This is a genomic window from Providencia sp. UF-224, assembly GCF_058245955.1.
This window is the reverse complement of sequence record NZ_JBSICC010000001.1, coordinates 453,620-465,894: the sequence shown is the minus strand read 5'-3', so window position 1 is coordinate 465,894 and position 12,275 is coordinate 453,620. Positions and strand designations below refer to the sequence as shown.

Genomic DNA, 12,275 nt, shown 5'->3' with positions numbered 1-12,275 from the left:
ACTAAGTTGTGCTCAGGTAAGCTGGTTGCAGGTTCAGGCCGAAGGCTAAATCCGAAGGATTTAAATCCTGCACGACCCACCATCAAATCGAATACTCAGCAAATCCTCCAAATCAAGTAAAGCTCAGTTACTAAGTTGTGCTCAGGTAAGCTGGTTGCAGGTTCAGGCCGAAGGCTAAATCCGAAGGATTTAAATCCTGCACGACCCACCATCAAATCGAATACTCAGCAAATCCTCCAAATCAAGTAAAGCTCAGTTACTAAGTTGTGCTCAGGTAAGCTGGTTGCAGGTTCAGGCCGAAGGCTAAATCCGAAGGATTTAAATCCTGCACGACCCACCATCAAATCGAAATACTCAGCAAATTCTCCAAATTAAGTAAACGCTCAGCCGCCAAGTTGTGCTCAGGTAAGCTGGTTATTTCATTCTTTTGGGTTTGTTCATTAAGCTTAGTGGCCATAAAACGTTCACAGGCCAAAGTAAATACATACTGAGTTGGTTTAGGCATTACGCCGCTTAAATTTTGTTATTATGGCTTGTTAAGTGAAAAATCCATCTTAATGCTTATATATTTAATTTCAGATCCATTATTCTTTAAAGGAGCATCCAATATTGATCTTAATTTAATGCCGTAGGTTAAATATCCCTCAGTGGAATAGAATATGATTTAAAATGGCATATAATTAATATGGGTATTATGGGCACTAAAAGAAAAGTGGCATATTTTGGAGTTTAAATCTAATCATTGAGAAATTATCAATGTAAAATATTAGTCATCTTCTTTCGAAGATAAAAACATCAAAATTAAAATAAGATAATCTTATAGTGTTAATTTGTCATAATTTTGTGATGTTCATCAAGTAAAGTGAATAATAAACTTACTTAACGTTATGGTTTTGTTATGTTGAGCGTGGTGGATTGGTAAGTAATTATTTTGCTACTTTAAAAATTTAGCGTTTGCATTAATTGTAACAGACTATCTGCTTATGTATGTTATTGATATTTAATGTTGCTAAAAACTAGTAGAGGTAAAATTTATTAATTTTACTGTTATTTACAGATACAAATGATGTCTGCTTGTTTTTTATTCGTTAAATGATTGTTTCTATCAAAAATCATTAATATTGTTACTGTGTTAAATTATTCTGTTTATTTCCTTTATTTTTAGGTTATACATCGGTTAAATGCTGTTTTTTCAGTGTAATATTCCGATATTTTGATGTGTTACAAATATCACGTGTAATTTAATTGTAGATTCAAAAAATATAACCATATGATATTCAAGGTATAATTTAACATCTCCTGCAGTGGAATTACATTGTAATGTTCTGTTACATAATTGTAACGTCACTATAAGACTAGTTGAAACTAATTAGAAGGCTAGTATATCATTCCAATCGATATCTGCTGAATCGTCAGTATTATTATCAAAGCTATACTTATTATATAAAGATAAAAATAAAAACATGCAGTGATTTATCTGCTGATTTTTATTTCATTAATATAAATTGAAGCGAGAATGTTTATGAATACAAAATATCCTGTCGCTTGTGCAGTTGGACAAAAAATTAAAACACTAAGAAAAGCTCAAGGCTATACTGTTTTTCAGTTAGCTAAAGAGATAGATATTAGCGAGCAACAATTATTTCGTTATGAGCGCGGTGTAAACCGCATTGATATTGATTGTTTAGTTCGCGTATTAAAAGTCTTAGGTGTTAATATGGGTGAGTTTTTTAGCGAAGTGCTTCAAGATGATACCCGAACAGATGAAAGAAGAGAGACTAAAGGGTTTGATGACTCAATTTATACATTAGTATAATACGAGAAATTATATTGTCTCACAATGAAACCTAATTTAATTTTAGCTTCTTATTGTTTCAATTAAGAACATAAATTAAATGCACACTATAGTGTGTATTTCATTAAACAGAATAAATATATTTTTTATCTCTCATTCTGTGTAAGCTAAGAAATAAAAGCCTGTAATGGGCTTTTATTTTTTTATATGTAGTTATAATTGAAATTAAATTTATAATAAATAAAGAGTCACTGAGAATTGCATTTTAAACTTATTACAACAGGCTAAGGAAAATCAGCTTGGGCGCCTGTAATAGCAAAATAGAGCTGATAGTAAAACTACCAGCTGTAAATAATTAATGAAAACGGGCTTTTCGAGCTAGGTAATCACCAATAAATTGCATGCCTTGAACAATAACAACGAGTGTTACAACGGTAATGGCCATAGCCACGTTATCAAAACGTTGATAGCCATAATTTAAGGCGAGATCACCAACGCCACCACCTCCGACTGCACCTGCCATTGCTGTTGCACCGACTAAAGTAATGCTTGCCGCGGTTAAGCTCAGAATAAGCGAAGATTTAGCTTCTGGTAAAATGAAATGCCATACTATTTGCCAATTTGTCGCGCCCATTGAATCTGCTGCCTCAATAATTCCAGAGTGAACGCTTAAGAGCGAATTCTCAACTAATCGGGCAGTGTAGGGGGCAATAAAAATCACCAATGGGACAATTGCAGCGGTAGTACCTATAGACGTTCCAACCATAAAACGCGTTAATGGGATCATTGCCACCAACAAGATAATAAAAGGTAAAGACCGGATAATATTAATTATTGGATTGACAATGCGATATATGCTTTTATTCTCCCAAATGCCGTCAGGCCTTGTTATAACTAGCAATATTCCTAATAATATGCCAAATAGAGACCCAAGAACTAACGCAACGCTCACCATTGTGAAGGTTTCAGACATTGCCAGCAAAAACTGTTTGCTAGTTAAGGCTGTTTCAAATATTTCTGTCATATTGCCCCCTGATTAACAGCGACGCCACGCAGGCGTAAAAACTGAATAGCTTCTTCAATTTGTATTTTGTTGCCAATGAATTGTACGAACATGCTGCCAAGTACGACACTGCTAATCTCTTTCATATTGGCAAAGAGAATATTAATTTTAACGATCTCTTTTAAGATGAGTTCATTCACGACGGGTTCTTGAGCTGATGAACCTAGAAACTCAAGACGATAAATATCTTCTTGATGTTCTAAATTGTGCAGAACACGCTCAGGAATATCTTCATTTAAAACGGTACCAACAAACTTTTGTGTCGTTGGTTGTTTTGGATTAGCAAAAATATCTAATACCGTACCTTCTTCTACAATTTTACCCGCTTCCATCACCGCAACACGATTACATACTTGTTCTATGACCTCCATTTCGTGTGTCACAAGCAGGATAGTAATATTTTGTTCTCGACTGATTTTTTTTAATAGCAGCAAGATAGAGCGTGTTGTTTGGGGATCCAGTGCGGATGTTGCCTCGTCGCACAACAATATTTGGGGGTTATTGATAAGCGCACGGGCAATACCCACGCGTTGTTTTTGCCCACCCGATAACTGGCCTGGGTATTGGTGCTTTTTATCGCTTAGCTCAACATATTCAAGGATGTTATCAACTCGGCGATTGATCTCGTTCTTATCAAGCCCAAGTAAGACTAATGGCATGGCAATATTTTGAGCAACAGTTTTGGTTTCTAATAAATTAAAATGCTGAAAAATCATGCCAATACTTTTTTTATGGGCACGAATTTCAGCGGGGCTATGGAGCGCAATGTTCTGGCCATCAATTATAACGGCACCACTGGATGGTTTTTCTAATTGATTGACTAAGCGAATAAGTGAGCTTTTGCCAGCCCCGCTATAACCAATAAACCCAAAGATATCACCTTTATTGATATGCAAGTTAATGTCTTGCAACGCAACTAAAGATTGCCCATCTTTTTCATATACTTTTTGGACATTTTGAAATGTAATCATAGTTTACTCTACATTATCAGTTAGTTGCATACGTTCTGAAGGTAAAAGTGCTGGCTGCCACTCATCACCTAATAATTCAAACTCTTGGCTTGTTTTCACTAATTCGAGATGTGCTTCTCTATGAGCTAGGTATAACTGTGCTGCAATATGGTCAGCTAAACGCTCTGCACCTGTATTAGTTCCGGGGATCAGACCAATGACAGGCCCCATACTGAGAGATGCACTCAAATTAAAGCAATAAAATTGCTTTAGCTGTTCATTGTCAGCACTATTTTTGCCTTGTAATTCAAAATGCTCTCCTAAATAGGGGAGTGAGCCGAGTTCATTATTTTCTTCGCTGATTGGTGGGGTATAAGCATCAGCCCACGTTTTTATTAATGAGGTAATTTGGTTAAATGCAGGATGCTTGAACCAATTGATTCGATACCCTGTTGCAAGGATCAAATAATCTAAGGTGAATTTTTCGGTTGTCGTCGAAATATGGAGTTTTTTATCTTTTAATTCAATATGCTCAATCTGAGTATTAAAGTTAAAAAAAGCATTAGAATGTCGAGAAACCCGCAAAGTGCTGCCGTGCGGTGCTGGGGTTTTAGCTTTTGCGACATATTCAGCATAATGCCATTTCTGTGCATCTGTAAAATAAGCATAAGCATTCGAAAAGCCTGCACTTCCTGCGACTTTACCACGGTTTACTCGTGGCATATCTGCGGCTCGAATTAAAATTTCAACAGAATTTGCCCCATTTTCTAGCGCGGTGGCTGAACTGTCCATGGCACCTGCGCTATAGCCAACAACACCAATATCTAACCCTTTAAAACGGCGGTAATCGGTGCCTGCATATGAATGTTCCCAATAATGTTGTGGAATGTTATCCATAAAACTGGGGATGCTCGGTTCGCTAAATGACTCCATACCCGTGGCTAAAATAACATGCTGTGCAATGTAATCTTTTGTGCCTTCAGGGGTATTAAAAACTAACTGGCTGCCATGATCGACCAAATGCAAGTCAATAAGTTCGTACTGGTTCAATACCTTCGGTGCTGTAATAGCTTTAAACCATTGCAGATATTCACCCCATTGAAGACGAGGAATTTTGTCTAACGCTTCCCATTTTTCATTGCCAAACTGCGCTTTAAACCATGCTTGGAATGTTAACGAAGGTGACGCTAAGGCTGGGCCAACAACCTGCTTAGGTGAACGCAGTGTTTCCATAAGAGCAGGTTTTTGCCAAGGACCTTCATTTCCAGCAATAGACTTATCAAAGACAATGGCATTAATACCGCGTAATTTGAGTGCGAATGCGGCGGTGACTCCCGACATGCCTGCACCAATAATGGCAACATCAATGCGTTGCTTGTTGATATCATTATCAGATAACGCCCAAGATGCGATTGGGATATTAAGATATTGCAAGTCTTGTGCAATTTGCGCTTCTAAAGCCGCTAAACCTGTGATCCTATCCATGAAATTATTCCTTATTCTCCGTTATTTCAAATGGTTCACCGAGGGAAAGCATCAAGCGATTTGCCCATGAGAAAAACGCAGTAGACTGAATTAAATCAAGTAATTCAAGTTCGGATAGCCCCAACTGGCGCAGTGTTGCGATTTGAGAACTAGCGGCCTGAATTGGCGTTGCTGATAAAGACGCCACGAGATCGGTTATTGCTAACAATCTATCATCAAAACCAGCCGCAAGAACTTCACCCATTGGGGTTGCTAAGAGTTTGTCAACATCGCCTCGGCGTTCTTTGGCATACTGGCTAGCTTTGCGTGCATGAACAGATGCACAATAAATGCAACCATTCACTTTGCTGACAACCGCAGCTGCGAATTCACGTTCCCAACGGGGAAGGCCACCTGTGGTGTAAAAGACGCCTCGGTCGATTAAGGTTCGAATTTCTAAAATCTTGCTTTGGTGAGCAAGCAAAAGGAAGTATTCAGAATTTAATTGGCCAAACTTTTTCATCACTTGAGCTTCTTCATCGCTCAGCGTTTCAACTTCTCTAGCGGCTATCCAAGCTTCCCAACCTAAACTATCTTGCGTGAAGGCCGTTGGGGATGGATTGCCTTGGCGAGTTAAAGGCTGATGATTCCATTTCCCTGCGACTATTTTTGCAGTATCGAATGGCTTAGCCTCTGATGCGGTCAGGAGATTAATACCTTCGACTAAGCGAGCTTGATAGGTGACAAAAGTAATTAATTGAGCAAGCAAAATTATGTCGCTATTTTCCCAGTCATTTTCGATTAAGTTTTCGATGAGTGAGAAATGAGTATCTTTTGGGGATAACGTTAATATTTGCAGATATTCCGCAGCAGCTTGTAAAGAAGGTGAAAGATTCTCAGTTTTTAGTGATGATGATTGTTGTGAATAAAAATCTGCTAATGCTTGGCTACCTGTCAATTTTGCAACTTGATGTGCAAAATGATAACGAACATCAACAGGGAATAGTGTTGATGGAACAGAGAAAATTTCGCTGTATGCGGCTTGGGTATTTAATGTTGCAGCTGAACGGTCTTGGCGGATTAACGCTAAATCGGAATCTGGTGGCAAGTGTGTCAGTGTATTAATTAAATCATTATTGAAAATGGTCATAGAGTAACTCTCTTTTTTTAAACGTTTTTTTATCCCCTTCATTACATATCAATCACATCATTTATCGAACGATCTGTTTGTTATATCCATATAACCTAAAAGAATTAAAACTGATTCTTATATTACTAACAAACTAAGTTATAACTATCTGATCTAAGAACAACCAAATTAATATGATTATACTGGCTGAAATATTTTCACAGGGTTGTTACAAATGCTAAAACAAAAATTAATAAATCTATCTTTAATCGCGGCAGCTGTTATTGCGCTTTCAGCATGTGGCGATAACAATGAAAAAGATAATCCAAATAAAAAACAAATCACGATAGGTTTTGGGGTTGGAAATTATATCGATCAAGTTGATAAAGGCATTGTCCCTATTTTAGAGAAAAAGGGATATAAGGTTAATTTGCGCCAATTTTCACAAAATAGGCAAATCAACCCAGCATTTGAAGAAGGTTCTATTGACGCATCGGTGAATCAAAGCCGTGCGTACATGGATGCTTATAACAAAAAGAATAATATTAATATGGTGGCACTAACTGATTCACCAAGTGCGCCGCAAAGTTTACGTTCTAATAAGCATAAATCAATTGAAGATGTTAAAGATGGTATGATTGTTGCGTTATCTAACGACCCTGTTAATGCAGAGCGCGGCGCGAGGATCCTTGAGCAATTAGGTTGGATTAAAATTAAACCTAATGTCAGTACACTGAGCTTTAGCGTTAATGATATTTCGTCAGGTAAATATAACTTAGATGTGCGTGAAACGGATGCTGCTCAAGGTTTAAGATTACTTGATGATGTTGATTTTGTAGTGGTAAATGGAAATTATGTCGCAAGTGCAGGCCAACGTATTGCCGACGGGTTAGTTGTTGAAAACTCACCGTTAGAGCACCGTGTTATTGTCACTGTAATGCAAAAAGACCTTGATTCTCAATGGGCTAAAGACTTAAAAGAGGCCTTTGAATCTAAAGAATATGCAGATTATATTCGTTCCCAGCGTATTTATGATGGCTTTATTGAGCCAGAAAGCTGGAATAAATACCCTAAATAAAATCCTAGTCTAATTTTTTATATTTTTGTTCTTATCTAGCCACTTATTATTGAATTAATAAGTGGCTTTCTTATAAATTAATATGAAATTTATTCTTATTAAATTTCTAGACAACATAATGTTTTTGCTGCTATTAAATAGTTAAGTAACACAACAAAAAATACAACTTCATAAAAAGACAGAACAAAATCAACCTGACAGGGGAAAAATATGAGTCACGAACTGATTGATGCATTTAATATTATAAAACAGAAGAAATGGGTTGATTTAACACACAGCTTTGATGGCAACTCACCACACTTCTTTATGTTTGATTCAGCAGAGTTTAAAACCTTATTTGGTTATCCCGAAGGTTTCTTTGCTCAGCAATTTACCTTTCCGGGCCAATATGGTACGCACATTGATGCACCATGCCATTTTGTTGAAGGCAAACGTTTTTTGCATGAGTTAGAGCTAAAAGAGCTTGTCTTACCTTTAATTGTTATTGACCAGTCTGAAAGAGCGAAACACGATCCAAACTTTGCCTTTTCTCTTAATGATGTGCTGGCTTTTGAAGAGCAACACGGCAAAATCGAAGCTGACAGCTTTGTCGCGTTAAGAACAGATTGGAGCAAACGTTGGCCATCACAAGAGTTGATGGATAATAAAGATGTTGAAGGTAACAACCAAATTCCAGGCTGGGGAATGGATGCGTTAAAATTCTTATTTGAAGAGCGTGGTATTAAAGCAATTGGACATGAAACGTTTGATACCGATGCTGCGAAGGATTTTCGAAAAAATAATGCATTACTGGGTGAATATTACGTTTTAGAACAAGATACTTACCAAGTGGAGTTACTGGCAAACTTGGACAAAGTACCGACTCGCGGGGCAGTTATTTTTAATATTGTGGCTAAACCTAATAATGCGAGCGGATTTCCTGTGCGCTCATTTGCCATCCTTCCCTAAATATTGAAGTTTTATTACCAGCCATCATGGAGTATGGCTGGTAATAAACTGCAATTATTCCTACAAGACTAATACTACCCAGATTGCGGCTAAGAGCATGCATAACGCGGCAACAATGCCTCCCGATTTTGCAAACTCACTAAACGATATTTTCACACCATAAGCCGCAGCTTGTTCAACAACAATAATACCGGCAAGGCTACCAAAAACTAATAAATTGCTTGAAAAACCAGAGCCAAGTACTAATGCAGCACCAAGAGAATCTGCATTTCCATCAGGTGTTAAAAATGGTACAAGTAGCATGACGGAGGGGTTATTTCCTACGATTGTGCTGAGCACACCAGTTACTAAGAACAATGCCAGAGGGTTATTTAAATCGACACCATGAGCACGTAAATCATTGAGGAGTTGCTGAGGAATTCCTGTTGACGCAAAGGCCGCATTAACGACAAATAATCCCATAATTAAGAGTAATAAATTCCCATCGACTAATTTAAGCATATCGCTAGATGCAATTGAACGGTTCAATAATAAGAACCCTGCGGCAGTAAGGGCAATTAATTCTCTAGGAATATCGCTAATGATAAATGCGATAATAACGGCAAATGTAATAATCCCTGCCTTGGTTGTTTCCCACACATTTAATGTTTCTTGAGTTGTTGGTGCTTTTGTTTGCATTTCATCCTTAGCAATGTACCAGCGGTTGCGGTACAACCAAACGAGGACTAGCCATGTAATAGGTAACGAAATTAAGGCAGGGATTGCTGAGGCTTCTAATAAACCGACAAATGAGATGTCGAGTCCTTGAGCTGCAATCATATTCTGCGGGCTGCCAATTAATGAGCCAGCAGCACCGTTATTTGCTGCGAAACAAAAGCCTAATAAAAATGGGATAGGGTTTAAACCACGGGATAAGCTAATTGAAACTAATAATGGTGTCATGGCAACAACCACGACATCATTAGTTAATAGAGCAGAAAGGATCCCGCCAACACCGATTAATACCGCTAAAAGTGCCGGAGGAGAAACCTTTAACATAGCAACTCGGTTCGCTGTCCAGCTATAAAAGCCAGATACAACAAACGATGCAGATACCACCATTAAACCGAATAACATGCCAATTGTTCGATAATCAATGGCATTCCAAGCATGTGGTGGGGTAATACTACCGATAGCCATCATGGCTAAGGCGCCAATAACAGCAGCTCCCGTTCTGTCTACTTTAAAACCGGGCAACTTACCAAAGCCCATAGCAATATAAACCAAAAGAAAAACAATAATGGTTAAAGTCATTGTGTTCACATTTTAATGAATAAATTTAAGGATAATTTATCGGTGAATATCTTTTGAATCAAGGCTAAATATTCTTTTGATAATAATAAGTTGCAGTAAATCCTATTCTCAATCATCGCAAAAAGATAGAAAATTTAAAATAAGATGAATGCTAAGCCGACATATTCAGCTCAATATTCATTTCATTTGTGCTTTTTTGAAATATGCAGCGAGTGAAAATTAATTACAAAACTAAATCCAACAACAGTAAAAAGGCTAATTTAGCTTTTAAGAGATCTAAAAAATCGTGAATATGAAAATAATTCGTGATCAAGATCTCTGTTCTGAAAATTAAGTTAAGGATTTCAGTGTGATTAAAGTCACATTTTTTGTTTATTTTGCTTAAAAAATCGTCTTTGTAGTAAAGCTACACTGCATATTTGTGAAGCTGATCAATATTTATGAGGGGATAGATAGGGTATTTGGGTGATGTTCATCACATAAAGCCCGCGTGGTACGCATCTGACAAAGGTCATGTTAGAGTGAAAGTGTCGAAAAATTCACTAACGTTATTTGGCGATAACGTTACAACCTTATCGTTCTCGTACCACGGGGTTCTATCATGGTAACATCAAATATCAAATTAAAGGTACAGAATTTTGGGCGTTTCCTCAGTAATATGGTCATGCCTAATATCGGTGCTTTCATTGCGTGGGGTTTAATTACCGCGCTCTTTATCCCTACGGGCTGGTGGCCAAATGAAACATTGGCACAGCTTGTCGGCCCAATGATCACCTATTTATTACCGCTGCTCATTGGCTATACGGGCGGGCGCCTAGTTGGCGGTGAGCGCGGGGGGATTGTTGGGGCAATTACCACTATGGGGGTGATTGTTGGTGCCGACATGCCAATGTTTATGGGGGCAATGATAGCAGGGCCACTCGGTGGTTTTGCAATTAAACGCTTTGACCGTTGGATTGATGGCAAAGTGAAAACTGGCTTTGAAATGCTTGTGAATAACTTTTCATCTGGCATTATCGGCATGCTTTTGGCAATACTCGCATACCTTGCTATAGGTCCACTGGTTGCTGGTCTATCTAAAGTATTGGCAGCGGGCGTTAACGTGATGGTGGAAAACAACTTACTGCCGCTGACATCAATATTTGTTGAACCTGCAAAAATTCTCTTTCTAAACAATGCGATAAATCACGGGATATTTTCCCCATTAGGCATTCAGCAAGCCACTGAAACAGGTGCTTCTATTTTCTTCTTAATTGAAGCAAATCCAGGTCCAGGACTAGGTGTGTTACTTGCATATATGTTTTTCGGTAAGGGAAATGCAAAACAATCAGCACCCGGGGCTGCAATCATCCACTTTTTTGGTGGGATACACGAAATCTATTTTCCATATGTTTTAATGAATCCGCGCTTAATTCTTGCCGTTATTCTGGGGGGCATGACAGGCGTGTTTGTGATGAACTTATTCCATGCTGGTTTAGTATCGCCAGCCTCTCCAGGGTCAATCTTTGCAGTTTTACTGATGACACCAAAATCATCATTAATTGGTGTTATTTTATCCGTCACGAGTGCAACAGTCGTTTCCTTCTTAGTTTCTGCAATCTTATTAAAAAGAACCCGTGTTGGTGATGATGATGAATTAGATAATGCGACGAAAAAAATGCGTGATATGAAAACGCAGTCTAAATCATCAAATAAAGAGGCAACGAATAACCATTCAAGCGTTAATCTTGCAAATGTGCAAAATATCATTGTTGCTTGTGATGCCGGTATGGGCTCGAGTGCTATGGGGGCAGGTGTATTAGCTAAAAAAGTTCGTGATGCAGGGCTATTTGATATTAATGTCACCAATATGGCTATTAATGACCTTCCTGCGGATGTTGATATTGTTATCACTCATAAAGACCTCACTGAAAGAGCTAAAACATTTGCACCTAATGCAATGCATATTTCTTTAGCAAATTTCTTAGACGGTCAAACGTATAATGATCTCGTCACTAATTTAATTGCGAAAAAGCATCCTACTGCTGCAAATGACGGGCGTTTAATTAAGCAGACTATTGTAGCCGCAAATGACGAATCTTTTGATGTTGAAGATAAAGATGAAGCATTGTTTACACTCAGTGCTAAGCATATTCATTTAAATTTATCGGCGAAAAATAAAATACAAGCAATCCAATTTGCGGGGCAAAAATTAGTTGAAGGTGGATATGTTGAGCCTGACTATATTGATGCGATGTTGGCGAGAGAGAAATTAACGTCAACCTACCTTGGTGAGTCCATTGCAGTCCCACATGGAACCATTGAAGCGAAAGACCGTGTTTTAAAAACTGGCATTGTTATTTGCCAATATCCAGATGGTGTGCAATTTGGGGATGAACCCGATGAAATTGCTCGCCTCGTTATTGGTATAGCAGCACAAAATAATGAGCATATTGAAGTGATTACACGAATTACCTCAGCATTGGATGAGGATGGTGTTATCGAAAAATTGTGTAATACCCAAAATATTCAAGAAGTGCTCGAAATTTTAGCATCACAAAGTGCAGCGTAAGGAG

10 protein-coding genes are annotated in these 12,275 nt (G+C 38.0%); 4 read left to right on the top strand and 6 right to left on the bottom strand.

Translation table 11 applies throughout. From position 1 onward, the window contains the following. Positions 1-340 precede the first annotated feature (340 nt). Positions 341-505, bottom strand: a complete 165-nt coding sequence (locus AC4IFO_RS02290; RefSeq protein WP_490731479.1) for a hypothetical protein — start codon at positions 503-505, stop codon at positions 341-343. Between the two features lie 1,017 nt (positions 506-1,522). Here AC4IFO_RS02290 and AC4IFO_RS02285 point away from each other — a divergent pair. Continuing rightward, positions 1,523-1,816, top strand: a complete 294-nt coding sequence (locus tag AC4IFO_RS02285) for a helix-turn-helix domain-containing protein (RefSeq protein ID WP_490731477.1) — start codon at positions 1,523-1,525, stop codon at positions 1,814-1,816. A gap of 334 nt (positions 1,817-2,150) precedes the next feature. Here AC4IFO_RS02285 and AC4IFO_RS02280 read toward each other — a convergent pair whose 3' ends face one another. Genes AC4IFO_RS02280 through AC4IFO_RS02265 form a run of 4 tightly spaced genes read right to left on the bottom strand, consistent with a single transcriptional unit; the run spans position 2,151 to position 6,422 of the window. Continuing rightward, the gene (locus AC4IFO_RS02280; protein WP_490731475.1) at positions 2,151-2,819 is read right to left on the bottom strand and encodes a methionine ABC transporter permease; all 669 of its coding nucleotides are present in this window, start codon (positions 2,817-2,819) and stop codon (positions 2,151-2,153) included. Continuing rightward, positions 2,816-3,829: a methionine ABC transporter ATP-binding protein gene (locus AC4IFO_RS02275; RefSeq protein WP_490731473.1), complete on the bottom strand. Its 1,014-nt coding sequence runs from the start codon at positions 3,827-3,829 to the stop codon at positions 2,816-2,818. Before AC4IFO_RS02275 ends, AC4IFO_RS02280 begins: the two co-directional genes overlap by 4 nt. A gap of 3 nt (positions 3,830-3,832) precedes the next feature. Then, positions 3,833-5,293 (bottom strand): NAD(P)-binding domain-containing protein, encoded by a 1,461-nt coding sequence (locus AC4IFO_RS02270; RefSeq protein WP_490731471.1) that lies wholly within the window; start codon positions 5,291-5,293, stop codon positions 3,833-3,835. Positions 5,294-5,297: 4 nt separating this feature from the next. Continuing rightward, positions 5,298-6,422: a CMD domain-containing protein gene (locus AC4IFO_RS02265; RefSeq protein WP_490731469.1), complete on the bottom strand. Its 1,125-nt coding sequence runs from the start codon at positions 6,420-6,422 to the stop codon at positions 5,298-5,300. Between the two features lie 214 nt (positions 6,423-6,636). Here AC4IFO_RS02265 and AC4IFO_RS02260 point away from each other — a divergent pair, with 214 nt between their 5' ends. After that, the gene (locus AC4IFO_RS02260) at positions 6,637-7,479 is read left to right on the top strand and encodes a MetQ/NlpA family ABC transporter substrate-binding protein (protein WP_490731467.1); all 843 of its coding nucleotides are present in this window, start codon (positions 6,637-6,639) and stop codon (positions 7,477-7,479) included. Between the two features lie 210 nt (positions 7,480-7,689). Beyond that, positions 7,690-8,427 carry a cyclase family protein gene (locus tag AC4IFO_RS02255; RefSeq protein WP_490731465.1) on the top strand — a complete coding sequence of 246 codons (738 nt, stop codon included), beginning with the start codon at positions 7,690-7,692 and terminating at the stop codon, positions 8,425-8,427. Between the two features lie 60 nt (positions 8,428-8,487). On the opposite strand, the gene AC4IFO_RS02250 is transcribed toward AC4IFO_RS02255, so the two are convergent. Then, entirely contained in the window at positions 8,488-9,720 is a 1,233-nt protein-coding gene (locus tag AC4IFO_RS02250; RefSeq protein WP_490731463.1) for an ArsB/NhaD family transporter, read from the bottom strand. Between the two features lie 601 nt (positions 9,721-10,321). Here AC4IFO_RS02250 and AC4IFO_RS02245 point away from each other — a divergent pair. Next, a complete protein-coding gene (locus tag AC4IFO_RS02245; RefSeq protein ID WP_490731461.1) occupies positions 10,322-12,271 on the top strand; it encodes a PTS mannitol transporter subunit IICBA in 1,950 nt (649 codons plus the stop codon). Positions 12,272-12,275: the final 4 nt, after the last annotated feature.

Bases quoted from the DNA above. Each gene is read 5' to 3' on its own strand.
- AC4IFO_RS02245 (WP_490731461.1), top strand. From the start codon at position 10,322: ATGGTAACATCAAATATCAAATTAAAGGTACAGAATTTTGGGCGTTTC.
- AC4IFO_RS02270 (WP_490731471.1), bottom strand. From the start codon at position 5,293: ATGGATAGGATCACAGGTTTAGCGGCTTTAGAAGCGCAAATTGCACAA.
- AC4IFO_RS02290 (WP_490731479.1), bottom strand. From the start codon at position 505: ATGCCTAAACCAACTCAGTATGTATTTACTTTGGCCTGTGAACGTTTT.
- AC4IFO_RS02260 (WP_490731467.1), top strand. From the start codon at position 6,637: ATGCTAAAACAAAAATTAATAAATCTATCTTTAATCGCGGCAGCTGTT.
- AC4IFO_RS02275 (WP_490731473.1), bottom strand. From the start codon at position 3,829: ATGATTACATTTCAAAATGTCCAAAAAGTATATGAAAAAGATGGGCAA.
- AC4IFO_RS02250 (WP_490731463.1), bottom strand. From the start codon at position 9,720: ATGACTTTAACCATTATTGTTTTTCTTTTGGTTTATATTGCTATGGGC.
- AC4IFO_RS02265 (WP_490731469.1), bottom strand. From the start codon at position 6,422: ATGACCATTTTCAATAATGATTTAATTAATACACTGACACACTTGCCA.
- AC4IFO_RS02255 (WP_490731465.1), top strand. From the start codon at position 7,690: ATGAGTCACGAACTGATTGATGCATTTAATATTATAAAACAGAAGAAA.
- AC4IFO_RS02285 (WP_490731477.1), top strand. From the start codon at position 1,523: ATGAATACAAAATATCCTGTCGCTTGTGCAGTTGGACAAAAAATTAAA.
- AC4IFO_RS02280 (WP_490731475.1), bottom strand. From the start codon at position 2,819: ATGACAGAAATATTTGAAACAGCCTTAACTAGCAAACAGTTTTTGCTG.